Annotated in this window: 21 protein-coding genes; 8 read left to right on the forward strand and 13 right to left on the reverse strand. The window is 69.1% G+C overall.

The window, feature by feature from the left end; genetic code table 11:
- Positions 1-9: 9 nt before the first annotated feature.
- Positions 10-873, reverse strand: a complete 864-nt coding sequence (locus NY1_RS08345) for an SDR family oxidoreductase (RefSeq protein ID WP_067710060.1) — start codon at positions 871-873, stop codon at positions 10-12.
- A gap of 257 nt (positions 874-1,130) precedes the next feature.
- Positions 1,131-2,045, reverse strand: a complete 915-nt coding sequence (locus tag NY1_RS08350; protein WP_174567163.1) for a hypothetical protein — start codon at positions 2,043-2,045, stop codon at positions 1,131-1,133.
- Positions 2,046-2,112: 67 nt separating this feature from the next.
- Between NY1_RS08350 and NY1_RS08355 the strand changes: the two genes are divergently transcribed.
- On the forward strand, positions 2,113-3,111 hold the full coding sequence (locus NY1_RS08355) for a 1-aminocyclopropane-1-carboxylate deaminase/D-cysteine desulfhydrase (protein ID WP_067710184.1): 999 nt from the start codon (positions 2,113-2,115) through the stop codon (positions 3,109-3,111).
- A 7-nt stretch (positions 3,112-3,118) separates the two neighbouring features.
- Here NY1_RS08355 and NY1_RS08360 read toward each other — a convergent pair whose 3' ends face one another.
- The gene (locus NY1_RS08360; protein ID WP_067710186.1) at positions 3,119-3,910 is read right to left on the reverse strand and encodes an SDR family oxidoreductase; all 792 of its coding nucleotides are present in this window, start codon (positions 3,908-3,910) and stop codon (positions 3,119-3,121) included.
- 132 nt (positions 3,911-4,042) lie between these two features.
- Between NY1_RS08360 and NY1_RS08365 the strand changes: the two genes are divergently transcribed.
- Complete coding sequence (locus tag NY1_RS08365; RefSeq protein WP_067710062.1) at positions 4,043-4,891, forward strand: NAD-dependent protein deacetylase; 849 nt, start codon at positions 4,043-4,045, stop codon at positions 4,889-4,891.
- Here NY1_RS08365 and NY1_RS08370 read toward each other — a convergent pair.
- Positions 4,888-6,072: an alanine--tRNA ligase-related protein gene (locus tag NY1_RS08370; protein WP_067710064.1), complete on the reverse strand. Its 1,185-nt coding sequence runs from the start codon at positions 6,070-6,072 to the stop codon at positions 4,888-4,890. The two genes, NY1_RS08365 and NY1_RS08370, sit on opposite strands and share 4 nt — an antisense overlap.
- A gap of 275 nt (positions 6,073-6,347) precedes the next feature.
- Between NY1_RS08370 and NY1_RS08375 the strand changes: the two genes are divergently transcribed.
- Positions 6,348-6,962: a class I SAM-dependent methyltransferase gene (locus tag NY1_RS08375; protein ID WP_067710066.1), complete on the forward strand. Its 615-nt coding sequence runs from the start codon at positions 6,348-6,350 to the stop codon at positions 6,960-6,962.
- A gap of 12 nt (positions 6,963-6,974) precedes the next feature.
- Here NY1_RS08375 and NY1_RS08380 read toward each other — a convergent pair whose 3' ends face one another.
- Together NY1_RS08380 and NY1_RS08385 are read right to left on the reverse strand one after the other, a co-directional pair.
- Positions 6,975-7,862: an LLM class flavin-dependent oxidoreductase gene (locus NY1_RS08380; RefSeq protein WP_067710068.1), complete on the reverse strand. Its 888-nt coding sequence runs from the start codon at positions 7,860-7,862 to the stop codon at positions 6,975-6,977.
- A gap of 7 nt (positions 7,863-7,869) precedes the next feature.
- A complete protein-coding gene (locus tag NY1_RS08385; protein WP_218028327.1) occupies positions 7,870-8,835 on the reverse strand; it encodes a fatty acid desaturase family protein in 966 nt (321 codons plus the stop codon).
- Positions 8,836-9,060: 225 nt separating this feature from the next.
- Between NY1_RS08385 and NY1_RS08390 the strand changes: the two genes are divergently transcribed.
- Positions 9,061-10,077 carry an alpha/beta fold hydrolase gene (locus tag NY1_RS08390; RefSeq protein ID WP_084534757.1) on the forward strand — a complete coding sequence of 339 codons (1,017 nt, stop codon included), beginning with the start codon at positions 9,061-9,063 and terminating at the stop codon, positions 10,075-10,077.
- Between the two features lie 9 nt (positions 10,078-10,086).
- On the opposite strand, the gene NY1_RS08395 is transcribed toward NY1_RS08390, so the two are convergent.
- Positions 10,087-13,476 (reverse strand): ATP-binding protein, encoded by a 3,390-nt coding sequence (locus NY1_RS08395; protein WP_067710072.1) that lies wholly within the window; start codon positions 13,474-13,476, stop codon positions 10,087-10,089.
- 113 nt (positions 13,477-13,589) lie between these two features.
- Here NY1_RS08395 and NY1_RS08400 point away from each other — a divergent pair, with 113 nt between their 5' ends.
- On the forward strand, positions 13,590-14,468 hold the full coding sequence (locus NY1_RS08400) for an alpha/beta fold hydrolase (protein WP_067710074.1): 879 nt from the start codon (positions 13,590-13,592) through the stop codon (positions 14,466-14,468).
- Here NY1_RS08400 and NY1_RS08405 read toward each other — a convergent pair.
- Entirely contained in the window at positions 14,465-15,052 is a 588-nt protein-coding gene (locus NY1_RS08405) for a TetR/AcrR family transcriptional regulator (protein ID WP_067710076.1), read from the reverse strand. The two genes, NY1_RS08400 and NY1_RS08405, sit on opposite strands and share 4 nt — an antisense overlap.
- 116 nt (positions 15,053-15,168) lie before the next feature.
- On the opposite strand from NY1_RS08405, the gene ilvD reads away from it, so the two are divergent.
- From ilvD to NY1_RS41820, 3 genes are all read left to right on the forward strand, one after another.
- Positions 15,169-17,022, forward strand: a complete 1,854-nt coding sequence (ilvD, locus tag NY1_RS08410; protein WP_174567166.1) for a dihydroxy-acid dehydratase — start codon at positions 15,169-15,171, stop codon at positions 17,020-17,022.
- A gap of 186 nt (positions 17,023-17,208) precedes the next feature.
- On the forward strand, positions 17,209-17,421 hold the full coding sequence (locus NY1_RS08415) for a toxin-antitoxin system HicB family antitoxin (RefSeq protein WP_067710082.1): 213 nt from the start codon (positions 17,209-17,211) through the stop codon (positions 17,419-17,421).
- The gene (locus NY1_RS41820; protein ID WP_084534760.1) at positions 17,421-17,780 is read left to right on the forward strand and encodes a type II toxin-antitoxin system death-on-curing family toxin; all 360 of its coding nucleotides are present in this window, start codon (positions 17,421-17,423) and stop codon (positions 17,778-17,780) included. Before NY1_RS08415 ends, NY1_RS41820 begins: the two co-directional genes overlap by 1 nt.
- Here NY1_RS41820 and NY1_RS08420 read toward each other — a convergent pair.
- From NY1_RS08420 to NY1_RS08440, 5 genes are all read right to left on the reverse strand, one after another.
- On the reverse strand, positions 17,777-18,988 hold the full coding sequence (locus tag NY1_RS08420; RefSeq protein ID WP_067710190.1) for an acetyl-CoA acetyltransferase: 1,212 nt from the start codon (positions 18,986-18,988) through the stop codon (positions 17,777-17,779). The genes NY1_RS41820 and NY1_RS08420 overlap by 4 nt on opposite strands.
- Positions 18,989-19,016: 28 nt before the next feature.
- Positions 19,017-20,744, reverse strand: a complete 1,728-nt coding sequence (locus NY1_RS08425; RefSeq protein WP_067710084.1) for a class I adenylate-forming enzyme family protein — start codon at positions 20,742-20,744, stop codon at positions 19,017-19,019.
- Positions 20,745-20,847: 103 nt separating this feature from the next.
- Positions 20,848-22,032, reverse strand: a complete 1,185-nt coding sequence (locus NY1_RS08430) for an acetyl-CoA C-acyltransferase (RefSeq protein WP_067710086.1) — start codon at positions 22,030-22,032, stop codon at positions 20,848-20,850.
- 83 nt (positions 22,033-22,115) lie between these two features.
- Positions 22,116-23,177, reverse strand: coding sequence for an LLM class flavin-dependent oxidoreductase (locus NY1_RS08435; RefSeq protein WP_067710192.1), 1,062 nt, complete (start codon positions 23,175-23,177; stop codon positions 22,116-22,118).
- A 14-nt stretch (positions 23,178-23,191) separates the two neighbouring features.
- Complete coding sequence (locus NY1_RS08440) at positions 23,192-24,652, reverse strand: carotenoid oxygenase family protein (RefSeq protein ID WP_067710088.1); 1,461 nt, start codon at positions 24,650-24,652, stop codon at positions 23,192-23,194.
- Positions 24,653-24,811: the final 159 nt, after the last annotated feature.

A 24,811-nucleotide genomic window follows, 5' to 3' on the forward strand; every position in this document is an offset into this window, starting at 1 on the left:
CGAGATTGCTCAGCCCACGGGGTTCGCCCCGGGCTGTGCGTCGGCCATATCGGTGATGCGACTCCAATTCTCCCGCACCTCTTCCACCGTGGGCACCTCCGGGAACAACACCGGTTTGCCCGCGAACAACTGCACCCGCTGCACCGTGCCGCCGCCCACGATGAGCACCAGCCCCGTGTCCTCGCATTCCTCGCTGACCAGGTATCCGACCACCGGGGCGACGTGGGCGGGCGGGAGCTTCCGCAGCAGATCGGCGGGGGCGATATCGGCGGTCATGCGGGTGGCGGCCATGGGGGCCACGGCATTGACCGTGATGTCGTATTTGCGGCCCTCGATGGCGAGGGTGTTCATCAGCCCGACCAGTCCGAGTTTGGCAGCGCCGTAATTGGCCTGGCCGAAATTGCCGAACAGGCCGGAGGTGGAGGTGGCCATCACGACGCGGCCGAAACCCTGCTCGCGGAAGTACCCCCAGGCGGCCTGGGTGACGTGATAGGCCCCGTACAGGTGCACGCGCAGCACGTCGTCCCACTGCTCCGGGCTCATCTTGGCGAAGCTGATGTCACGCAGGATCCCGGCATTGTTGACGATGCCGTGCACCGCACCGAATTCGCGCACCGCGGCATCCACCAGTGCGCGCGCACCGTCGACGGTGGCCACGCTGTCGTAATTCGCCACGGCCGTACCGTCTTCGGCGCGGATCTCGTCGACCACCGTATCGGCCATATCGGTGCCGAACCCGGTCCCGTCGCGTTCGCCGCCGAGATCGTTGACCACCACCTGCGCGCCCTCGCGCGCCAGCAGACGCGCGTAGGCGCGGCCCAGGCCGCCGCCCGCTCCGGTGACGATGACGACTCGATCGGTCACGCCAGGCATGATTCTCCCTGCGATAGAGTGGGTTTCGGGAGGGCCGAACGACACGCCGGGACAAGGGATTTCGGGCGATGGGGGTATGCGGGACCGGTTCCGCGGTGCTGACACGCGGTAACCGTGGTTTCGTCGCTGCCGACCACCAGTCCGTGCACGGCGGTCACCTTCCTTCGATTCCACGGTACGCGTTCCGGCACGGCGACTCGCCGGTTATGCGGATCGAATTGCGTTGTACCGCCGAATACTCCGGGATGTGGCCGCGGTCAGCAGCGCGCGCCGGTGAGCGCGAAGCGTTCCACCTCCTGCAGATGGCCGCCGGTGGAAACGACGATGGTCAGCACGCCCGGACAGGTCGCGGCGAACGGCACCGTCGCCGTCCACGGGCTGTCCTGGCCGCCCGCCGGAATGCCGCCGGTCTCGCCGGCCGGCCGGGTTGCGTTCAGTTGCAGCACCCGGACACGCAGGCTCTCGTCGACGCCGGTGATGCGACCGGCAACCGCCGCGGGCGCGGTGATCTGGGCGCCGTACTTCGGGGCGGTCAGGGTGAGCGTGCGATCCTCGGTACCGACGACCTCCCACGGCGCGTCGTCACCGGCGCCCAGCCTGGCCAGATGCAGCATGGCCGCCGGGACGGGGACGGCGTCGGGATTGTCGAAACCGACTGTTACCCAGGCTTCGTCGCCGCGCACGGTGGTTTGCAGGACCTTGCCGATATCGGTGAAACCGAGATACCCGGTGGTGAAACTCTGTGCCGTCAGCGCCGCGTCCAGATGCCAGGGCTGGTGCCCGCCGTCGCGGTAGGACCGCTGCCATTCGGCTGCCGCCGCCGCATCGGCGAAAGGCCAGAGCGGTTGGTAGGCGAAGCTTCTCGGGCCGGACGAGGATGCCGTGGTGACCCCCGGATGCGTCGCCGAGGTGGCGGGACCCGGGCTGCCCGGCGCCGAGGTGCCGGGACCGGCGGTGCCGGTCGCCGATCTGGCGGGTCCGGTGCCCGAGGTGGTGACGGTGCGGTCGCGCTGGCCGGTGCCGACCGCACCGGTCGCCGACTCGTCGCCACTGTCGCGGATCACCGTGAAATACAGCGTGACCGCCAGGGCCAGCACCACCGCCACCGCGGCGATCACCAGCCCCGATATCGCCGGCGGCCGACGGCCGGGCGGCGGGGAATTCGTGCTCATGATCCAGCATGCCCCCGATCGCCGCCGGACGCTCGTCACGGAACTGGACAGTCGATATGTTGGGGTGGTGACGCCCTATCTGCACCAGCTCCACCCCGCGCTCGCGCACACCCTGCCGCATGTCGCGCTGAACGCCTCCCCCACCCCGGTGCGGCGCCTGACCTCCCTCGACACCACCGGCTCCGAGCTGTGGGTGAAAGACGACAGTGCCTTCGGCGACGGCGGCTGGGGCGGCAACAAGGTCCGCAAACTGGAGTGGCTGCTGCCGGATGCCCGGCGGCGCGGTCGGCGGACCATCGTCACGGTGGGCGGGCTGGGCACCAATTGGGGCTTGGCGTGTGCGCTCTACGGCCGCGAACAGGGCTTGAAAACCGTGCTGGCGCTGGTGGATCAGCCGGTGGACGACCATGTCCGCCATCAGCTGGAGCGGCTGCGGGCCTCCGGCGCGAAGCTGTGTTTCACCCACTCCAAGCTGCGGACCGTGCTGGCCGCGCCCTACCTTCTGGCGCGTGGTTTCTCCGGCCGCACCCCGCCGTATCTGCTGCCCGCGGGCGGCTCTTCCCCGGTCGGCGCGCTCGGATACGTCGAGGGCGCTTTGGAACTCGCAGCGCAGATCCGGGCGGGCGAGCTGCCCGAGCCATCGCATATCGTCACCGCGGTGGGTTCCGGCGGGACGGTGGCGGGGCTGTCGCTGGGGTTGCGGCTGGCCGGGCTGTCCACGCGGGTGGTCGGCGTGGTCGTCAACGACACGCTGCGGCTGGACGCGCCGACGTTGACCAAGCTGGCGGATCGCACCGCGGATCTGCTGCGGGCGCGCGGTGCGGTGATTCCCGAAAGCGTCACCGCCGCAGACAATCTCGAGATCGTCACCGACTGGCTGGGGCCCGGCTACGGGCAGCCGACGCCCGAAGCTGCGACCGCCCAGACGCTTTCCGCCGACCTGGAGCATCTCACCCTGGAGCCGGTGTACACCGCGAAGGCCATGGCCGCGCTCCTCGATCTCGATGCCCATCGGCGGCTGACGCCCGGGCCCGTCGTCTACCTCAATACCAACGGGCCCCGCTGAGCGGCGATCAGACGGTGACGGCGAGCTTGCCGGCCAGGAACTCTTCCCAAGTGCGCACGCCGACAGCGCGATCCAGGTTGAGGTTGCCGCCCTCCTTGTAGGCGCGCGCGGCCTTACCCGGCGTCTTGATGGTGACGATCGGCTTGCGCTTGCCCAGTGCGTCCAGGTAGCCGCGCAGCAGTTCCTTCATGGTGTACACCTTCGGGCCCGCGATATCCGGGACCAGTCCGGCGGGCTCGCCGAGGGTCAGTTCGACCAGACGCGCTGCCACCTCACCGGTTTCGATGGGCTGGAAGCGGAAGTCGAAGGCGGGCACCACCGGCAGCTTGCCGAGCGCCTGCGCCATGGTGAACAGCAGATCGTGGAACTGGGTGGCGCGCAGGATGGTCCACGGCAGGCCGGACTGCTCGACGACGAGTTCGGCGTCCCGCTTCGAGGACATGTAGCCGAGCATCGCCTTGTCCAAGGCGCTTTCGACGGGAACCCGCTCCGCGCCGACCACCGAGATGTAGATCAGGTGCGGGGCCGCGCCGGTGGCCCGGATGGCCTCGACCAGGGTGCGGGCCTTGTCGCCGTCGCCCTTCTGGGTGCCGGCCAGGTGCAGGACGATGTCCACCCCGGCCACCGCGGCCGCGATGCCCGCACCGGTCTCCAGATCGCCCGACACGTATTCGATGCCGTCGGCGGTACGCGCGGTGCGGCTCAGCACGCGCACCGTCACGCCCGCGTCCAGCAGCAGCGGGGTCACGTGCTTGCCCAGTGTGCCCGTGCCACCGGTGACCAGAACCGTCTTCGCCATGATGATCAACTCCCTTGTCGCCGAGTCCGCGACGCCGTGTCCCGGCGTCCTGTCTGGTTGACGACGTGGGGTCGGGGAGTGTGACACGGTGTGACGGGCCGCACAGTGGGCCCGGTTTCGTACGCTGTTGTCATGCCGGTCGCCGTTCTCTCCTCCGATCTTCACCGCGCGCGGGAGCTGCTCGTGGGCCGGCGTATCGCGGTGCTCACCGGGGCGGGCATTTCCACCGACAGCGGTATTCCGGATTACCGCAGCCCGGGGACGAAACCGCGCACGCCGATGACGTATCAGCAGTTCTCGGGAGATCCGGTGTTCCGGCAACGGTATTGGGCGCGCAACCATGTGGGCTGGCGGTACATGGACGCGGCGCGGCCGAACCTCGGGCATCGGGCGCTGGCGCGGCTGGAGCGGGCGGGCGCGTTGACGGGGCTGATCACCCAGAACGTGGATCTGCTGCACACCAAGGCGGGGCAGCGCGCGGTCATCGATCTGCACGGCATCTACCTGCGTATTCGCTGTCTGTCCTGCAATGATCTGACCTCGCGGATGGCTTTGGCCGATCGGCTCGAGGCCGCCAACCCGGGCTTCGCCGAGGCCCATCCCATCGACGGTCTCGAGGTCGCGCCCGATGCCGATGCCGTGGTCGCCGACACTTCGTCGTTCCGCATGGTCGATTGCGTCCGGTGCGGCGGCCTGCTCAAACCGGACATCGTGTATTTCGGCGAACCCGTGCCGAAGCCGCGCGTCGAAGCCGCGTTCGCCATGGTCGATGCCGCCGACGCGCTGCTGGTCGCCGGTTCCTCGCTGACGGTCATGTCGGGATTGCGGTTCGCCCGGCACGCCGCCAAGACCGGCCGCCCGGTGGTGATCATCAATCGCGGTCCCACCCGGGCCGACGAGCTGGCGGCGCTCACCATCGACGCGGGCTGCGCTCCGGCCCTCGACGCGCTGGCAGGAGCGCTCGCTCCACCGACCGCCTAGCCCTTTCTGGTCTCCCCGCCGAGGTATACGACCAGGTCACGGGGCAGGCCGTGGGTGTCGTGCAGGTACCGATAGTCGTTGTCGCTCAACGGTCCTCGGAAGCGCGGGCGGGTGAGGATCTGACGTCCGCGTTCCAGCAGCCGGCCGAATCTGCGTTCCTCGTCGAGCAGGACGGTGCGGATCTCCTGCGGGTCGCGCGGTTGCCGGAAGTGCTCGAGAGTGTGTTCGACGAGTTCGATCGGGAGGTCGGACAGGGTGCGGGTGGGGTCCTCGCGCCACAGCGTGGTCAGCACCCGGCGGATCAGACGGCGCAGCACATAGCCGCGGCCGGTGTTGGAAGGCGTTATCCCATCACCGATTACGACGATGCCGGAGCGCAGGTGGTCGGTCACGAGCCGCAGCGACTGTTCGTCCAGCGGTCCCCACAGCCGCGGCAATGAGGTCACCCACGGCCGGAAGACATCGATGCCGAATACCGACCGCTCGTGCTGCAAGATCCGCACGAGGCGTTCCAGGCCCAGACCGGTGTCGATGCCCGGACGATTCAACGGTTCCAGGCTGCCGTCCGGATGCCGGATGTACCGCATCATGACGTGATTCCACACTTCCACCCACCGCTCGTCGGTGGTCGGCGTGCCCTGCGGCGGCCCTTCCCCGGTCCAGACGAAGATCTCCGAATCCGGGCCGCAGAGCCCGACCGGTCCGTTGTCCCACCAGTTCTCGCCGACGGTCGGCTCGACCGGCACGCCCAGTTCGCCCCAGGTGTCCCACGATTCGAGATCGGGCCCGAGCTGTTCGTCCCCGCCGAACACGGTGACGTGCATCCGGTGCACGTCGATGCCGAACCCGTCCCGCAGCAGCTCGAAGCCCCAGCGCAAGCTCTGCGATCCGCCGTAGTCCCCGAGCGACCAGGACCCGAGCATCTCGAACACGGTCAGATGCGTGTCATCGCCCACCTCGTCCAGGTCGGTGGTGCGCAAGCAGCGTTGCAGGTTGGTCAGCCGCCGCCCGAGCGGATGTGGCTGCCCCATCAGGTACGGCGTGAGCGGGTGTATGCCGGAGGTGGTGAACAGCACCGGATCCCCCGGCGGCGGTATCAGCGTCTCCCCCGGCACCAGCCGGTGCCCGCGTTCCCGGAAGAACTCCACGAATGTTTTCACGGTCTGATCGGTAGTGATCATGATGTCGACTCCATCGAGTGAATCGACCGGAGACGATCGCGAATGCCGAGTCCCGCGAGAGAACCCACACCGGCGCACCGTTTCCGGTCGCCGGCAAGGAAGCAGAGGTCAAGCGGCAGCGACCGGCGAGCACAGAGCTCGTGCGGCCGCGGCGGCATTACGGGAAGGGACCTCCATACCCCCGACCGTAGCAATCGCACCCCACCGGCCACGACCGAATTTCCCGGCACTGGCAGAGTGAACCGGGCCCCGTCCATTGCAAGGAGGAACCGACGATGACCGGACGCACCCCCAGCCAGTGGGAGGAACTCACCGCCGCCGACCCCGCGCACTCCACCTGGTACGTGGAACGTTTCCGCAGCTTGGCGGCCGGCGGCACGGATATCGTCGGTGAAGCCCGGCTGATCGACGCCATGGTGCCGCGCGGCAGCCGGATCCTGGATGCCGGGTGCGGTCCGGGGCGGGTCGGCGGTTATCTGCACGGGGCGGGCCACACGGTGGTGGGCGTGGATGTCGACCCGGTGCTCATCGCCGCCGCCGAACAGGACTATCCCGGGCCGACCTGGCTGGTCGGCGACTTGGCCGAACTGGATCTGCCCGCCCGTGGCATCGCCGCCGATTTCGACGTGATCGTCTGCGCCGGGAACGTGATGACCTTCCTGGCCCCCAGCACCCGAATTGCGGTGCTGGAGGGCTTCACTCGGCACCTCGCCCCGACGGGCCGCCTGGTCACCGGCTTCGGCGTGGACCGTGGCTACGACTTCGCCGAATTCCTGGCCGATGCCGAAACCGCTGGCCTGGGCAGCGATCTGAAGCTCGCCACCTGGGATCTGCGGCCGTTCACCGACGACTCCGATTTCCTGGTCGCGGTCTTCTCGGTCGCTTCCTGACGCGGCGGCCGCTCAGGCGCAGAGCGCGCGGGTGGCGGGGACGACCTCGCCGATCCAGCGGCGCAGCTGGGTTTCGTCCTGGGATTCGGGCCAGTAGACGAAGGATTCGAAACCGGTTTCCAGGGCCAGGTCGGCCAGGACGCGGGCCCAGCCAGCAGCGTCGGTGTGAATGGGTTCCTCGCCGCGCAAGGTGACATTGCCGGGAGCGTCGGTGATGGTGCCGACCAGCTGCGCCATCCGGGTGATGTCGGAGGGCTTACGGCCCGCGTCGATCGCGGCGGCGGAGATGATGTCCTGCGTCGCCTGCCATTTCTCGTACGGCAGGTAGTGCGGGATCGGAGCGGCCCAGCCGTCGGCGATGCGGCCGGTGAGGGCATTGGCCTTGGGGCCCACGCTGCCGAACCAGATGCCGACGGGATGCGCGGGCGCGGGGCCGGACTGCACGCCGTGCACGGTGTAATGGGTGCCGTGGACCTTGGCCTTGGTGCCGGGCAGCCACATGGCGCGAATGATGGCGGTGGCTTCCTCGAGCGCTTGCAGGGCTTCGGGATTCGAGCGCACCGGCCCGCCCATGGCGCCGATGGCGGGCCAGAACGCGCCCGCGCCGAGCGCCAGTTCGAAGCGGCCGCCACTGAGCAGGTCGAGGGTGGCGGCCTGCTTGCCGAGCATGGCGGGGCCGCGCAGCGGGAGGCTGGCGACATCCGGGAAGACGCGCAGGCGTTCGGTTTCCGCGAGCACGGTGGCGATCACCGCGAAGGTATCGGCCAGGCCGCCGGAGTACGGGTGATCCTGGATGCCGAGCAGGTCCAGGCCCTCCCGGTCGGCGACCTTGGCCATGGCGCGCAGCTGCGGCAGCTCGGATGCCGTCGGCGCCAACTGAATACCGAATTGTAGGTTCACATTGCGATCATGCCAGCCGGGTCGTGCGTCCCACCGCGTCGAGGTGCGTGAGGGCTTGCACGTACGAGTCCAGCAGCGTGGTTTCGGCGTACGGGACACCGATTTCCGCGCAATAGTGCTGGACGATGGGCTGGGCGTCGCGCAGCGCCGGGCGGGGCATCGAGGGGAAGAGGTGGTGTTCGATCTGATAGTTGAGGCCGCCCAGGGCGGTGTCGATCAGGAAGCTGCCGCGCACATTTCGTGAAGTGAGCACCTGGCGGCGCAGGAAGTCGGTGTTGTCGCCCTCCGGCAGCACGGTCATGCCCTTGTGATTGGGCGCGAAGGTGCAGCCCATGTAGAAGCCGAACAGGCCCTGCTGGACCGCGATGAACACCAGCGCCTTGACCGGCGACAGCACCAGGAAGACCGCCGCCAGATAGCCGATGGCGTGCGCGGCCAGGAACGCGGCCTCACGCGCCCGATGCGGGATCGGCCAGGTCAGCACCGCGCGCACACTGGAGTAGTGCAGGCTGCCAGCCTCCAGCAGCAGCATCGGGAAGAACAACCAGGCCTGGTATCGGAAAATGAAGCGCCGCCAGCCTTTTCCGGTCACCGCGCGCCCACCCGAATGCGCCAGAATGCCCGACACATCCGGATCCGCACCCTCGGTGTTCGGGTGCGCGTGATGCCGGTTGTGATTACTCGTCCACCACCCGATGCTCACGCCGGTCGCGAGATTCCCGACCAGCAACCCGTACAGGTGATTGGCCGGCCGCGTAGCGAAGATCTGCCGATGCCCCGCATCGTGCCCGAGAAAGGCCAGCTGCGCGAACACCCCCGCCAGCAGCACCGCGGGCGCCAGCGCCCACCACGAATCCCCGATCACCCACAGTCCGGCCCAGCCGGTCCCGAAAAGCGCTGCCGTGACAGCGGTTTTCCATCCGTAATACCGCAACCTCCGGTCGAGCAGTCCGGCCTGTCGCACCCGCCGCATCAGGGTCGCGTAGTCACTGCCCCGCATCGGCACGGCCGCAGCCGTCCCCGCCGCGGACAGCGGCTTCGTCCTGACCGTCGACTGCCGTGGCGCCGTCTCAATTACCAAGGGGTCTGCACATCCTGCGCTAGAGGGGTTGGGGGTCGCCGTCACCATAGTGTCCCCGCGCCCCGACCGGCAGGTGAACGGCCACCGGGCAGGGGCCGTCGAACCGCAACCAGTGGGATGAACAACCGGCGTCGGCCCCGGTGCGAGACGTCGACGCCGGCGGCGGACAGGATTGACGACCGACCGGGACGGGTAAGAACGGGGGCAGTCGCCGACTCACACCTGGGGGATTTCGTGTCCGAGCCCGACCATACATCGAATGAGAACTCTTCGGCTGCGCCGACATTCGTGTTCGTGCACGGATTGACGAGCAACAGCTTCTATTGGACGCCGGTGGTGCGGGAGCTGGCTTTGCTCGGGCATCGGAGTTTGCCGGTGGATCTGCCCGGGCACGGGCTGGAGGCGTCGATACCGCTGTCGTATCAGGCGCAGGATATTGCGGCGTTCGCGGCCGGGCCGTCGCCGATGGCGGGTGTCACCGTGGCGGACAATGTTTCCCATGTGATCGATGTCGTGCGGCGGGTGCGGCGGCATGGGCCGGTGGTGCTGGTCGGGCACAGTCTGGGCGGCGTCACGATCGGGTTGGTGGGGAATGCCATTCCCGATGAGATCGACCGGTTGGTGTATCTGTCGGCGTTCTGCCCGTCCACGGCGGAGGCTCCGAGTGCGATGGCTTTGAGCCGGACGCCCGAGGCGCTGAAGGGTGTGCCGGTTCCGAATACCGAGCATTCATTGTTCTTGGGCATGGAGCCGGTGTCGCGTGGGGTGATTCGATTCAATCTGCGGTCGGCCGATGTCGAGGCGCTGGAGGACTTCCGGGTCACGAATATGCCTGAGGCCACGGTGGAGCAGTTGCTGACGGTGATCAATTTCGGTATGCAGCCCGAGGATTCGGCGCAGACCAACTTCGCGGACGGGCGGGTGGAGGCGGCGACGTGGGGGCGGATTCCGCGCAGCTTCATCCGGCTTACCAGGGATAACGTCATTTCGCCGGCGTTGGCTACGAAGATGATCGAGGATGCCGATCGTCTCGCGCCGGATAATCCGTTCGATGTGCACAGCCTGTCCGCCGGGCATGTGGGTGTGGTGTTTCAGGCTCGTGAGCTGGCGGCGATTCTCGACGGGCTCGTCTGAACCACCGGGTTACTCGGACAGGCGGGCGAGAAGGTCCGCGACCGGGCCCAAGCTCACCAGGCCCGTACCCGCGCCCGCCAATTCGCCTGTGGCGGATTGCAATCGGTCGCGAGTACGGCGGATGATGTCGCCGTCGTGGAGGGCGAGCGCGGCATGCGCGATCAGGGCGAGGCGGAGTTCCAGGAGCAGGTCGGGAGAGGGTTCCGGGAGTGCGTGCAGGGCCGCTGACGCCTCAGGTTCACGTTGCTCTTCGAGGAGGAGCAGGGGGCGCACCCAGGGTTCGTGTGGGCCCCAATCGGTTTCGGGGTCGAAGGCGAGGGGGCGGCCCTGGCGGAGGCGGACGCAGAGGAGGGCGAGGGGAAGCAGGCCCTGTTCCAGGCCCGGCATGGCGCCGGGGAGGGCGGCGGCGGCCGAGCGGTAGGCGGCTTCGGCGGCCGCTTGGTCTTGTGGGTTCGGCGAAAGGGATTGGCGTAGGGCGCGGTACCAGCGGGTGAAGACGGCGACCAGGGGGAGGTCGTAGCGGTCGGCGAGGGTGTCGGCGGCGGTGGCGTGGCGGTCGGCGGCTTCGAAATTCGCGGTGGCGCTGTGGGACTGGATCGCGATGAGGTGGCCGGTTACCTCGAAGGTGATGAGTTGGTGCGCCTGGGACAGGGCGATGATCTCCGCACCTATTTCGCCCCGCTCGCGGGCTAGTCCGGGGCGGTAGCAGGTGTGGATGTAGCGGGCGTTCAAGGCGAAGGCGAGCAGGGCTGGATTGTCCGAGGAGCGGGCGAGGGACTCGGCCTCCGCGGCGGCGCTGCGGCCCCTGCCGGTGTCCGTGGCGCGGAGTTCGAGGGCGATGGTGGCGAGCAGGCGGGTGCGGAGTTCGGTTTCGGTGTCCGGGAGCGCGGTCAGGGTGCGTTCGGCGGCGGCCGCGATGGCGGCGGCCAGTTCGGGGTCGTCCGATTCGGTCCAGACGGTCGGAATATCGAAGGCGGCGATCACCCGTGCGGTCAGGTGCGGGTCACCCAGTCGCTCGGCGGCGGTGATGCTTTCGGCCCGGTGAGCCCGCGCCTCCGGCAAGCGCCCGATGACCGCGAGAGCCCGCATCAGACCTATCACCGCCTCCAGCCGCTCGATAGCGGTCCGTTCGGACGGCGCACCGGACCTGCCGGGTGTCGGGTGCGGGTCCGTGGCGCGGGCGGGTAGCAGGCGATCGTAGGCGGTCAGGGCCTCGGCCCAGAAGCGGGCGGCTTCGTGTGGGGCGAATTCTCGCTCGGCGTCCAGGGCTGCGAGCCGGGCGTAGGCGGCGGCGCGGGGAGCGGTGGCGCGGGTGGCGGCGCGGCCGAAATGGTGGGCGAGGGTTGCAGGTTCGGTGTGGCCGGAGTTTTCTAGCAGGTCACCGATGGTGGCGTGCCAGGCGGCGCGGCGGGCGGTGGGGATGTCGTGGTAGACGACTTCGCGCACCAGGGCGTGTGCGAATGCGGTTCCGGTGGGGCCGGATTCGTCGAGAAAGCCCGCGCGGGTGGCGGCGTCGAGGGCATCGAGGACCGGCTCCAGTTCCCCCGCGAGCGCCACCAGCAGATCGGGGTCGATCTCGACGCCTATCACGGCGGCCTGGCGTACCACGGTTCGCTCGCGCTCCTCCAGCCGAGTCAGCCGGTGCCGCACCACATCCCGCACTCCGGCCGGTATCTCCGCCAACGCGGATGCGCCTTCGTCGAGTAGCAGCCGGGCCAATTCGCTCGCATAGAACGGATTTCCCGCACTGCGCTGCCGGATCTGCCGGACCACTCGCGAATCGGCGCCGTCGCCCGCGATCCCGCGCACCAATTCCGCGATATCCGGCTCCCCGAGCCCACCGAGCTGCACCCGAACCGGATTCACCCGGGCGATACGCGCCAGCGCCGCCGTCAATTCGGGCCGCATCTCGGTCATCCGATACGCGGCGAGCAGCAGCACCGGCCCCACCGCCCCGGCGGTCGCCAGCGCGGTCAGCAGTTCGAGCGTCTCCGCTCCCGCCCAGTGAATGTCATCGAACACGAGCAGCAGCGGCCCCTCCGCCGCCGCACCCCGCAGGTATTCGAGCGCCGCCCGCTGCGCCAGAAACCGGGCGACCGCCGCATCCTCGGCATCACCGTCCGCCACCGCCTCCGGCACCCCGCGCCCCGCCGCCGCCAACCCGGCGACCATCCGCCGCCACGGCCAATTGGGCGGCGCCCCACCATCCTCCGGACTCCCACCCCAAGCCACCACCCATCCCCGCCCGGCCAGCTCACCCGCCAGCACCTCGGCCACCGCGGTTTTCCCGGCCCCCTCCACCCCGGAAACCAAGACCGTCCCCACCACCCCGCGCTCGGCACACTCCGCCGCCACCCGCCGCAACCGCTCCAACTCCCCCACCCGCCCGACGAACCCGGCATCGCGTGCGGATCCCGCAGGCACCGCGCGCTGACCTTGCGCGGCATGCTCCTCACCGAGGTCGGTGGCCGGTGCTCCCCGGACCGAGTCGCGCGGCTCGACCACTGGCCGACCAGGACTCGATGACGATGAGCCCGGTGCGGGCCAGCCGTGGGAGGTTCGGGTGGCCAGCAGGGACGGGGCGTGGGCGAGGACCGCGGTCTCGAGATCTCGGAGGGCCGGGCCGGGGTCGATGCCAAGTTCGTCGCGGAGGTGCTCGCGAACGGTGCGCAGGGCGGCAAGGGCGTCGGCTTGGCGGCCGATGCGGTAGAGCGCCAAAGCGTAGGTGTGCCAGGGGTTCTCGCGGAGAGGGTGGTCTCGGAGGTGGGTTTCGAGGGCGGCCGCGGCTTCAGCGGGGCGATCGGCGGCGAGGAGGGCTCGGGCGCGTAGTTCTATTGCGGCGGAGTGAAGTTCGTCCAGCCGGGTGATTTCGGCTTGCGCCCAGGGCTCGTCCGCGAATTCGGCGTAGGCGGGACCGTGCCAGAGCGCCAGCGCGGCATCCAGATCGGCGAGAGCGGGTTCGATTCCGCTTGCGGCAGTACCGATCTCGACTACACCGGACCCGGCAGGCAAGGTGCCCGGCGCACCCGCATCGCGCTCATCGAAGCGGCTGCGCGCGGCACGCACCAGTTCCTCGAAACGATCGGCATCGAGCTGCCCGGCCTGCAGCCGCAACGCATACCCGGGCGCCGCCGTGACGAGAATGCGGGCGGGCCGCCGCGGCGGCCGGTCGGGTTCGAGCGCGCGGCGGAGGTCGGCGATAAAAGTGTGCAGGGTGCCGACGGGATTGCGGGGCGGGTCGTCCCAGAGGTCGTCGATGAGGCGAGAGACGGGCACGACGCCGCCGTGGGCGATGAGCAGCCGCGCCAGGACCGCGTGATGGCGGGGACCTTTGAGAGCGATCGGGCCGTGGCCGGTGGCGGCCCACAGGGGGCCGAGGACGCCGATGCGCAGGCTCACCTCGTCACCAGTCCGCTCACGGGTATCGATGCTAGCGCTGAGTCGATGCTGATCGGTTGCTCAGTGGGTGGGCGCAGGCTCGTGGCGTCGGTTGACAGTTCGAAAGGGAGATCATGGTTTCGGGTATTTCCGGATTCGATTATCAGCGAGTGACCGTCGCGGACGGCGTGGCGCTGAATGTGGCGGTGGCCGGGGCGGGCAGCCCGATCGTGCTGCTGCACGGGCTGCCGCAGACGCATCTGATGTGGCGGCACGTGGCCGCGGAGCTGGCGGCCGATCACACCGTCATCTGCCCGGACCTGCGCGGCTACGGGGCGAGCGACAAGCCCGTCGACACCGATGGGGGGACGTACGCCAAGCGCACCATGGGCAACGATATCGTCGCGCTGGCAAAGGCTTTCGGGCACGAGCGGTTCGCGCTGGCGGGACACGACCGGGGCGCACTGGTGGCGATCCGCACCGCGCTCGATCACCCCGAGCGGGTGACGCACCTGGCCTCGCTCGACGTGCTGCCGATGCTCGACAGCTGGGAGGTGATGCGCGGCGTCACGGCCGCGGTCGGTTTCCACCTGTTCCTGATGGCCCAGCCGCCGGGCCTGCCCGAGCAGATGATCGGCGCGAGCGCGGACGCGTTCTTCGGCTATCTGCTCGATCAGTGGACCCGGGACCCGGAGGCGATCCCGGCGGACGTGCGCGCGGCCTACCTGGCGGCGTCCCGCGATGCGGTGCCCTCGATCGTGGCCGATTGCCGGGCCTCGGCGCACATCGACCTCGTCCACGATCAGGTCGATCGCGCCGCCGGCAACACCCTGCACATGCCGGTGACCGTGCTGCAACAGGATTGGGGCGCCGCGCTCGGCTTCGACGCGCAAGCGCTCTGGCGCGCCTGGGCCCCGGACCTGAAGCACGAGACGGTCGGCTGCGGCCACTTCATGGCCGAGGAGGCGCCCGCCGAAGTGGTCCGCGCCCTGCGGGAACTGCTGACCCGCTAGGCCCGCACCTCCAGCCGCCGCACCAGCGCCACCAGCGCCGCCCGCAGGGCTTCGGGTGCATCGGTGTCCGCACCGAGGATCATCCGGACCACCTGCGGCGCGGCGAACCACCAGGCCGCGAGCGCCGCGACCGCGTACAGCAGATACCCGGGCGCGACGTCATCGGCCAGTTTCCCGGCCCGCTGGGCGGCGGCCAGCGCCGCCACCTTGTCCGCGTAATGCGAGGCCCGCGCGGATTCCGCGGGCAGTTCACCGCCGCCGTGCTGGAGCCCTTCCCAGTACATGAGCCGCAGGAATTGCGGATGCGTCTGATGGAAGTCGAATACGTGCCCGGCGTACTCGGCGAGATCGCCGGCGCTGTCGGCGGTGAGCGGGCTGGCCGCCGCGAGCTGTTCCAGCTGATCGGTGAGCACGGCCTCGAACAGCCCGTTCTTGTCCCCGAAGTACTGGTAGATGCGTTCCTTGTTGATCCCCGCCCGGGTGGCGATGGCCGCGACCCGCGCCCCGTCGGGCCCGCGTTCGGCGAATTCGTGCACCGCCGCTTCCAGCAGTCGCCGTTTGGTGCCCTCGGTATCCCACGCCATGGCCCCATCCAACCATCTCCAACCGCACGGTTGCGGATTGCCCCGTCGATATGCCAGACTCCAACCGTGCGGTTGCAACTGCACGGTTGGAGATTCGAGTTCGAGGAGGTGGCATCGTGCCCGCATTGCGTTCCCGCACGGTCACGCACGGTCGGAATATGGCGGGGGCTCGCGCGCTCATGCGTGCCAGCGGCGTTCCGTCGGCGGATATCGGGCGCAAGCCGGTCATCGCCATCGCCAACAGCTTCACCGAGTTCGTGCCCGGTCACACCCATCTGCAGCCCGTCGGCCGGATCGTCTCCGAGGCGGTGCGGGAGGCCGGCGGTATCGCCCGCGAGTTCAATACCATCGCCGTGGACGACGGAATCGCCATGGGGCACAGCGGAATGCTCTATTCGCTGCCCTCGCGCGATCTGATCGCCGATTCCATCGAGTACATGGTGAACGCGCACTGCGCCGACGCGCTGGTGTGTATCTCCAACTGCGACAAGATCACCCCGGGCATGCTGATGGCGGCCATGCGGTTGAACATCCCGACCGTGTTCGTCTCCGGCGGGCCGATGGAGGGCGGCAAGGCGGTGCTGGTCGACGGCACCGTGCGCAGCCGCTTGGATCTCATCGTCACCATGGCCGCGGCCGTCTCGCCCGAGGTCTCCGATGCCGATATGGCGCTCATCGAGGAGAACGCCTGCCCCACCTGCGGTTCCTGCTCGGGCATGTTCACCGCGAACTCCATGAACTGTCTCACCGAGGCGCTGGGCCTGGCGCTGCCCGGCAACGGCAGCACCCTGGCCACCCACACCGCACGCAAGGCGCTCTACGAGTCGGCCGGGCACACCGTCATGGAGCTGACCCGCCGCTACTACGAGCAGGACGACGACCGCGTGCTGCCGCGCAATATCGCCACCCGCGAGGCGTTCGACAATGCGATGGCCCTGGATCTGGCCATGGGCGGCTCCACCAATACCGTGCTGCATCTGCTGGCCGCCGCGCAGGAGGCGGGCCTGGACTACACGCTCACCGATATCGAGAAGATGTCCCCGCAGATCCCCTGCCTGTGCAAGGTGGCGCCGAACGGCGACTATCTGATGGAGGACGTGCATCGCGCGGGCGGCATGCCGGCCATCCTGGGCGAACTGCATCGCGCGGGCCTGCTGCATCGCAATGTGCATGCGGTGCACTCGGATTCACTCGATGCCTGGCTGGCCGAATGGGATGTGCGCGCCGAGCACCCCTCTGCCACGGCGATCGAACTGTTCCATGCCGCGCCGGGCGGTAAGCGTTCGGCCACCGCGTTCTCGCAGTCCGAGCGCTGGCACACCCTGGACCTGGATGCCGCCGAAGGCTGTATCCGCGATCTCGCGCACGCGCATTCCCGCGAGGGCGGTCTGGCGGTGCTGCGCGGCAATCTGGCCCCCGACGGCGCGGTGGTGAAGTCGGCGGGCGTGGCCGAGCACATGCACACCTTCACCGGTCCGGCCGTGGTGGTCGATTCCCAGGAGGAGGCGGTGGACGCGGTGCTCTCCGGTCGCGTCACCCCCGGCGATGTGCTGGTCATCCGCTACGAGGGTCCGCGCGGCGGGCCGGGCATGCAGGAAATGCTTTATCCCACTTCGTATCTCAAGGGCCGCGGCCTGGCCGGTCAGTGCGCGGTGATCACCGACGGCCGCTTCTCCGGCGGCTCGTCGGGCCTGTCCATCGGGCACGTCTCCCCCGAGGCCGCGGCCGGTGGACCGATCGCATTGGTGCGCGAAGGCGATACCGTCAGTATCGATATCCCTTCGCGCGGACTGACTTTGGAGGTCGGCGACGCGGAGCTGGCGGCGCGGCGCGCCGAACTGGAGGCCGCGGGCGGCTACCGTCCGCACCAGCGCAATCGCCCCCTGTCCGTCGCCTTGCGCACCTACGCCATGCTCGCCACCTCCGCCGATCGCGGCGCGGTGCGCGACGCGTCGAAACTGCCCGAGTAACCGGCTATTTCGCGCCGAGTTGGACGGCCAGTCGATGGTGACCATTGAAGATGACGCTGGGCACTGCGCCCAGCTGCCTCCCAGGGGTGTCCATAAATTCGGAGTGCACCCTTCAAAATAGTCCCTACCAGGATAGATAACAGAATCAACGCCCCTCCCCGATCTGCATGGTGCTAAATTGGTGCTATGTCGAATCTGAATCTGCGCCTACCCGACGACCTCCATGCAGCCGCCTCAGCGGAGGCTGAGGCCGCGCATGTGTCGCTGAACACGGCTATCTGTGACGCCGTGCGCCAGTGGGTGGCTGTGCGGGCCCTCAGCCGCAAGGAAGACGCGATTCTCGATCGAGTGATGACCGAGGATGCAGCTCTGCTGGCATTGATCCGGGACGTCGAGTAATGCGCCCAGAAGCACTGATCAAGTGCAATCAACGAGTCACCGAGGGTCGCGGCGGGATCCGTGACTTGGGCCTCGTCGCTGCAGCTGCCACCCGCGCGGATCAGATCGTATTGGGAAAAGAAGCCTATCCAACACCAGAGCTCAAAGCTGCAGCCGTCTTTCAGTCCGTGATTCGCGATCAGCCATTCACCGAAGGCAACAAACAGACCGCATGGGTCGCGGTCCGGCTGATACTTGGCTGCTACGGGCTGGCACCAGGGATCGCCGCAGGTGAGGTGGTGACATTGATTGAAACCGTCGCAGCCGAACGAACCGACGTTTCCTGGGTCGCGCACCAACTCGCCGTCAAGCCCTCCTAGTCGGCTGCCACCACGAAACTCGCGACGGTGGTCACGCTGCCGCCGATATTCACGGTAGCGACCCGGCGCGCATCCGGGATCTGAATCTCGCCGGCTTGGCCGGTGACTTGCCGGTGTGCGTCCAGGAGCATGCGCACGCCGGTGGCGCCGACGGGGTGGCCGATGCCGATCAGGCCGCCGCCGGGGTTGACGGGAAGCCTTCCGTCGCGGGCGATTTCGCCGGATTCGATGGCCTTCCAGCTTTCGCCGGGGGCGGTGATGCCGAGGTGATCGAGGGCCACGTATTCGGACATGGAGAAGCAGTCGTGGACTTCGACCGCGTCGACGGCGTCGATTGCCGGGAGCTGGGCGCGGTCGAGGGCGTCGCGGACCGCGCGGCGCAGGTGCGGGAAGACGTACGGGTCTTCGGCGGAATGGCGTAGCTTCGCCTCGAGGGAGAGAGCGGCGGTGCGGTGGCCCCATCCGGCGATCGTCGAACGGGTCTCGGGCCGAATGGTGTTGTGCCGCTCCAGGAACCGGTCGGATACCAGTACGACCGCCGCCGCGCCGTCGGTCATCTGACTGCAATCCTGGCGGCGCAGGACGCCGGCCACGGGCGGATTCGATGCGTCGTCGGTGCCGAAACTGTCCGGTGAGTACTTCCAGTCCCGGGTTTGGGCGAGCGGATTCGACCGTGCGTTGGCGATGTTCAGTTCGCTGACGGCGCGCAGGTGGGCGGCGTCGAGTCCGTAGCGGCGGTCGTATTCGTCGGCGATGGCGGCGAACATGCTCGGCCACACCAGATCCGTGTCCCGCGCCTCGTGTCCGGCCCAGGCGGCGGCGCCCATGAAGCGGGCCGCCTGTCCGCCGGGGACGGTTTTCTCCAGTTCCGCGCCGATCACCAGCGCGCAGTCGTAGCGTCCCGACTCCAGGTCGGCCGTGGCGGCGAGCACGGCCATACTGCCGGAGGCGCAGGCGGCTTCGTGCCGGGTGGCGGGGACGCCCCAGAATTCGGGGCGCACCGTGGCGGGCATGCCGCCCAATTGTCCTTGCCCGGTGAACAACTGCCCGAAGGCATTACCGACGTGGATAACGCCGATATCGGCCGCGTTCACCCGGGCGGCTTGCAGGGCGCCGTCGATCACCTCGCCGAGCAAGGCATCGAATTCGAGTCCGGCGCGCTGCCAGTTGACGGCGAAATCGGTTTGGCTGCCGCCCAGAATATGCACGGACACAACAACTCCTGGAATTCTCGGATCAGAGACGCGCGCGCAATTCGCGGCGCAATAGTTTTCCGACCGGATTGCGCGGCAGGCTCGCCGCGATCTCCAGCCGTTCCGGCAGTTTGAACGAGGCCACTTCGCGGGACCGCAGATGCGCGACCAGATCCTCGAGGGTGACGGTGGCGTCCGGCGCGGGAACCACGAAGGCGCAGCACTTCTCGCCGAGCACGGCGTCCGGGTAGCCGACGATGGCCACCTCCGCGATGCCCGGATGGTCGGCCAGGAGTCCTTCGATTTCGGCGGGCGCGATATTCATGCCGCCCCGGATGATGATCTCCTTGACCCGGTCCACGAACCGCAGATACCTGCCGCCTTCGCCGCACAGCTCGAAAACGTCACCGCTGCACAGGTATCCGTCCGCATCGAACGGCGACGCGGCAGCGGTTCCTTCCAGGTATCCGCCGAACACCGCCGGTCCTCGCATGCGCAGCTCGCCGCGGCCGCCGATCTCGGTCACCTGGTCCCCGGTGACCACGTCGACCAGCTTCACCGCCGTGCTCGCAGCCAATCGCGTCGCCCAGCGAACCCCCTCCGCTCCGTAGTGCGGCAGGTGCTGTGCGCGCTCGGTCGGATCCGGGATATCGGCGGGTGCGCCCAGCAGGCTCACGCCCTCGTTCGATCCGAAGAAGTTCACGACCGCGATGCCCAGCTCCTCCTGCCACCGTCGCACCACGGGCGGCGGTAGGGGCGCGCCGCCGGAGCCGACCGTGTCGAGGGAGCTCAGATCGACTCGTGCGCGCAGGGATTCGTTCTGCAACAGCATGGTCAGCAGGGCGGGCGGCATGCAGGTGTAGGTCACGCGATGCCGCGCGATCTGCCCGAGGAACACCGGCAGATCCAGCGGATGGTGCTGCACCAGGTGGCCGCCGGTGAGCAGCCAGGGCAGCAGTGTGCCCGCGAACCCGGCCATGTTGACCATGGGAAAAGGGTTCAGCACCACCGATTCCGAGGTCAGCGTCAGCCCGTCCTGTACGCCGCGCGCGACCGCCAGCCAGTCGCCGTGACAGCGCGGGACGCCCTTGGGCGCGGCTTCGGTGCCGCTGGTCCAGCACACCGTGACGCGATCGTTCACCGTGACCGTGAGTTCGGATTCGTAGTCGCGCACGAGTTTTCGGGCTTCGTCGCTCGCAGACCCACCGATTTCGACGGCTTGCTCCGGCACCTGGGGACCGAAGGCGAACACCGTGCGCCGCCCGTCCGCGACGCTCGCGGCCTCCAGCGCCAGTTCCCGATCCCCGAGCACGCCCGTGGTGATCAGCGCACCGGCATCGGTGGCCGTCACAATTCCCGAGATCTCGTGCCGCCGATACGACACCGGCATGGGCGTCGCCACCGCACCGAGCCGCCACAGGGCCAGATAGGTCGCGGTCAAGGCGATCGAGTTCGGCAGCAGTACCGCCGCCGTCGAGCCCTGCCGAATACCGTTGGCCCACAGCACCGCCGCGATGTCGGCGACATGGTCGTCGAGTTCCCGCCAGGTGAGTGTGCGCGGCTCGGCGCCGGTCAGCGCGGCCAGGTTGGCCGGATCACTGAGGGCGGGCGCGTTCGGTGCTTCCGTCACGCGCCGCCGGAAGATGTCCGGGATGGTGTCGGCCTCCCACCACCCGCGATCGAGATACTCGCGCACCCGATCCTCTGGATGACAGGTGTGCACCCCGGGCCGATCGGCGGAAACCGCGGGGGTGAAGGTTGATTCGGCCATGAAAACTCCTGAGGCTAGTCGTGCTCGAAATGCGAGGTGGTTGGGCCGCTCCGGTCGGCAACGCATGGACGACCCGGCCCATAGGCGGCGTCCACTGCGCGGTTCACCGGAGCCGTCGTAGTACCACCGCCGTTCCGAGCCCCAGCGCGGCGGGAATCGCGACGAGCGCATGCTCGCCGTCCGTCCGTTCGAGCGCGTCCAGGGCCTGCGCGATGAGAATGCCGCCGGTCGCGCCCAGCGGGTGCCCGACCGCGAGCGCGCCGCCGTCCGGATTCACCAGTTCCGGGTCCAGCCCCAGTTCACGCGTGACCAATAGTGGTGTGACAGCGAAGGATTCGTTGACGACCGCCACGTCCAGCGCGTCCGCTCCGATGCCGGCGCACCGCAGCGCCCGCCGCGCGGCCGATACCGGCGCGGTCAGCAATGGCGACCGCTCCGCGGTCTGCGCGGTCCCCGCGATCACAGCACGCGGCGCACGCCCCAGTGACCGTTCCGCTCGCGCGCTCCCCAGCAGTACCGCCGAGGCGCCATCCGCGAGCTGTGGCGCGGTGGCCAGGGTGTGCAACCCCGCGGCGGGCCGCGGCGCTTCCGGCAGGCGACGAGCCACCCGCTCCCACGCCGGGTCCGCCCCGAAAAGGGCGGGCAGCGCCGCGAACTTCTCCGGACTCGCATCGCCCCGCGCCCCTTCATCCGCGCCGAGCAGCAGGGTGCCGCCCTTCCGTACCGGCACCATCGACTCCGAAACCGCTGCCCTGGAAGCATTCCGATGCGACCGCACCGCGTAGGCGTCCAGCTCGATCCGCCCGATCCCGTGCACGGCCGCCGTCAGATCCGCCGACACGCCGATGGTCACGAACCCGGCCCGCTCCCCCAGATCCGGGTCGGTGGCGATCCCGGGCCGATCCGACAGCATCGGCACTCGTGACATGGATTCGACCCCGCCCGCGACGACCACGTCCGCGTACCCCGCCGCCACCCGGGCCGCAGCGCCCTCCACCGCGTCGAGTCCGGAACAGCACAGCCGCGACACCACCCCGCCCGGCACCGAATCCGGCCATCCCGCCCACAATCCCGCCGCCCGCGCCAGATCCCCGCCCTGCTCCCCCGCCACGGTGCTGATCCCGACGATCACATCGTCCACCACTTCCGGCGGACACGACCGCAGCTCCAATGCCGTCAGCAACTGCCCGAACAACTCGTAGGGCGGCACCTCCGCGAGCGTCCCGCCACCCTTGCGAACCCGCCCGCGCGGCAGCCGCACCGCGTCGTACACATACGCCTCACCCACGATTCGCTCCGTTCCGAAGCACGGACGGAGGCCCCGCGACCGGCCCCCCGCCGCCCAGGGCGGCCGCGTCGCGTATCCCGACTTCATCCACGGTCGACCGCCATCAAGGTCTCGAGCGTGTACACCCCGCCGGGATCCTCGGCAGTGGTCACCGGCACCACCACGACTTCGTCGGCCCCGGCTTCCCGATATGCGGCAAGCCTCGCCGCCAGTTCGGCTCGATCGCCGAACATGCCGACGACTGCGGCCAATTCGTCCGGGATGGCGGCCAGTACCGCTCGCGGGCGGGCTCCGCTGTGGGCCAAGCCGACGATCTCGCCGAACCCGGCTTCGGTGAACATGGCGTCGTAGCCGGGCGCCCGGAGGTAGCCCACGACGCCACGGCGGAGGGTGGCCAGCATGTCCGGTGACGGGTCGGCGGCGGCGGTCACCCACACCGAGATCGGGGGTGTTTCGCGGCCCGCTCGATCGGCGAATTCCTCGATCAGGGCGGCACATCGGGCGACCTGCACCGGGGTCACCAGGTTCAGGACCACTCGGTCGGCCACGCGTGCCGCCGCAGCGAGCGCGCCCATGCCGAAGGCCGCCAGCACCAGTTCGGGTCGATGGCCGTCCGAGCCGTTGCCGGCGGGCGTGGAGTCGTCCGCTCGAATTCCACGGTGCGCGTGCGAGTCCCCACCGGGTGACGTCGGGAGCCGGAGCCGGAAGCCGTTGACCCGTTCGGTCACGCCCTCGTATTCCACGCGTTCGCCCGCGAGCAGAGCACGGACGATGCGGGCCGTCTCCTCCAGATGTCTTGCGGTGCTGCGGCGCTCGCGGCCGTGCCAGTCGCGCACGACCACGGTGCTGGAGGTCCCGAGGGCCAGATCGACGCCTCGGGAGGTGAGAGCCGCGACGCTGGCCGCGCCCATGGCGATGCCGACCGGAGTGCGGACATCCACGGCCAGCGGGCCGACGCACAGGGGTAGCCGGCCGGGAGTGGTACCGATGGCGGTGGCGAGGGCGAAGGCGTCGAAGGTCGCCATTTCGCCGATCCAGAGGCGGTCGTAGCCGAGCTTCTCGGCGGTTTCGGCGACGGCGAGGGCGTCCAGGGGGTCGCGGTCCTGCCAGTAGGGCAGGCTGACGCTGAGGGCTGGGTGGGGCACGGGCACAACCTTTTTCAGGCGATGGGGGCAGCGGCGGCGCGCATACGGTCGCCGCTGACCCAGGTGGCGTGGAAGCCGAGGGGGACGCGGACGGGCAGGGCGAGCCGGCAGATGGGGCCGTCGGTGAGGGTGGCGGCGTCGTAGATCCACACTTCGGACAGGCCGGTGTGGTTGTTGTGGGCGAACATGGTCAGGTAGGCGTCGTCCTCGGAGGTCGCGCCGGGGCGCGGGACGACGGTGAGTTCGCTGCCGTAGATGCCGTCGCCGAAGGGCGCGGTTTCCTTTGCGCCGGTGCGGATGTCGTATTTGAGGATGGCGTCGAAGATCATGGTGCGGTCGACCGAGAGGCGCATCTGATAGGAGTAGCGGCCCGGGCGGCCGGTGAGTCCCTGGTCGATGGCGGGGAATTCGGTGTTCACGTCGTCCAGCGATTCTTCGATGGTGACGCCGGTGCGCAGGTTGAACCGGTAGCGGTGCAGTTTGGCTTCGGGACGCAGGTAGGCCAGCAGCTGGGCGAGCGGGTGGGCGCGGTCGGACACGGGGCTGGGTTCGGTGACGCGGCAGACCACCAGGATCAGCTCGTCGCCTTCTTCCCACGAATTGACGGTGTGGTAGATGTAGCCGGGTTCGGCTTCGAACCATTTCGCTTGCGCCCCATCGCCGTAACGCGGCAGCACGGCGAACCGGCTGGGCAGCGTGCGATCGAAGAAGATCTTGAACCGGCCGGCCGCGGCGGCGCGCGGATCGTTGTACAGCGGCAGGTCCATGAGCACCGAATAGTTCTCGGTGATGGCCATATCGTGCGGCAGGCGCGGCCCGGGCAGTTCCAGGCCGGTGTAGTGGGTGACGGTCCCGTCCGCATCGGCCACGCCGTAGCGCAGGTACGGCGCGTTGATGCCGTAGTCGAAGAAGAGCAGTTCCTCGGTCCGCTCGTCCACCTTGGCGTGCGCCGAAACCTCGCCCCGCAGTGTGCCGTTGAAGTCGTCCACGCCGCGCGTCTCGAGGCTGATCGGGTCCAGCGCGTACGGCTTGCCCGCCCGGTACCAGAGCGCGAGCAGGTTCCCGTGATGGAACACCACATCGGTATTGGCGGAATTGCGTTCCCGCCGATCCCCCGCCGGATTCCCGTCCCACGGCTCGATCACCCCGCGCCACAGGGCCGTGCCCGCCGCCCGCTCGGCCTCGAATTCGGTGGTGCGCACGAACCGATTACGGTACGTGGCCTTGCCGTTCTCGAAGTGCACCGCGTGCAGCATCCCGTCCCCGTCGAACCAGTGGTACCGGCCCAGCGGCGCGAACTGCGGATTCGGCCCGTTGCGCACGTACACCCCGTCCAGGTCGGCGGGCAATTCCCCGTGCAGCACGGTCAGATTCGTCGCGGTGACCTCGTCCGCCGTCGCCGTGTACGGCCCTTCCAGATACGGATTGGTCAGCGCGGCAGCGGCCGGCGCGATGAGTTCTTCATTGAGCGGCATGAGAAGCCTCCAGCGTCCGGACCGCCAGGCCCGGCAGATTTCACTACAGTTAATGAAGTGATACGCGTCTCATGCCGCAGCTGTCAAGGTCGTTCGAAGCGGACGTCGGTGCGGCCCAGCTCGGCCTCGCAGCCCCGGCAGCGCAGCGCGGGCCGCAGC

This window comes from Nocardia yamanashiensis NBRC 100130 (genome assembly GCF_001613325.1).
In the GTDB taxonomy this organism is placed as follows: Bacteria; Actinomycetota; Actinomycetes; order Mycobacteriales; family Mycobacteriaceae; genus Nocardia; species Nocardia yamanashiensis.

Coding starts and splice junctions, on each gene's coding strand:
- NY1_RS08345 (WP_067710060.1), bottom strand. CDS start 873: ATGCCTGGCGTGACCGATCGAGTCGTCATCGTCACCGGAGCGGGCGGC.
- NY1_RS08350 (WP_174567163.1), bottom strand. CDS start 2,045: ATGAGCACGAATTCCCCGCCGCCCGGCCGTCGGCCGCCGGCGATATCG.
- NY1_RS08360 (WP_067710186.1), bottom strand. CDS start 3,910: ATGGCGAAGACGGTTCTGGTCACCGGTGGCACGGGCACACTGGGCAAG.
- NY1_RS08365 (WP_067710062.1), top strand. CDS start 4,043: ATGCCGGTCGCCGTTCTCTCCTCCGATCTTCACCGCGCGCGGGAGCTG.
- NY1_RS08370 (WP_067710064.1), bottom strand. CDS start 6,072: ATGATCACTACCGATCAGACCGTGAAAACATTCGTGGAGTTCTTCCGG.
- NY1_RS08375 (WP_067710066.1), top strand. CDS start 6,348: ATGACCGGACGCACCCCCAGCCAGTGGGAGGAACTCACCGCCGCCGAC.
- NY1_RS08385 (WP_218028327.1), bottom strand. CDS start 8,835: ATGCGGCGGGTGCGACAGGCCGGACTGCTCGACCGGAGGTTGCGGTAT.
- NY1_RS08390 (WP_084534757.1), top strand. CDS start 9,061: ATGAACAACCGGCGTCGGCCCCGGTGCGAGACGTCGACGCCGGCGGCG.
- NY1_RS08400 (WP_067710074.1), top strand. CDS start 13,590: ATGGTTTCGGGTATTTCCGGATTCGATTATCAGCGAGTGACCGTCGCG.
- NY1_RS08405 (WP_067710076.1), bottom strand. CDS start 15,052: ATGGCGTGGGATACCGAGGGCACCAAACGGCGACTGCTGGAAGCGGCG.
- NY1_RS08415 (WP_067710082.1), top strand. CDS start 17,209: ATGTCGAATCTGAATCTGCGCCTACCCGACGACCTCCATGCAGCCGCC.
- NY1_RS41820 (WP_084534760.1), top strand. CDS start 17,421: ATGCGCCCAGAAGCACTGATCAAGTGCAATCAACGAGTCACCGAGGGT.
- NY1_RS08425 (WP_067710084.1), bottom strand. CDS start 20,744: ATGGCCGAATCAACCTTCACCCCCGCGGTTTCCGCCGATCGGCCCGGG.
- NY1_RS08440 (WP_067710088.1), bottom strand. CDS start 24,652: ATGCCGCTCAATGAAGAACTCATCGCGCCGGCCGCTGCCGCGCTGACC.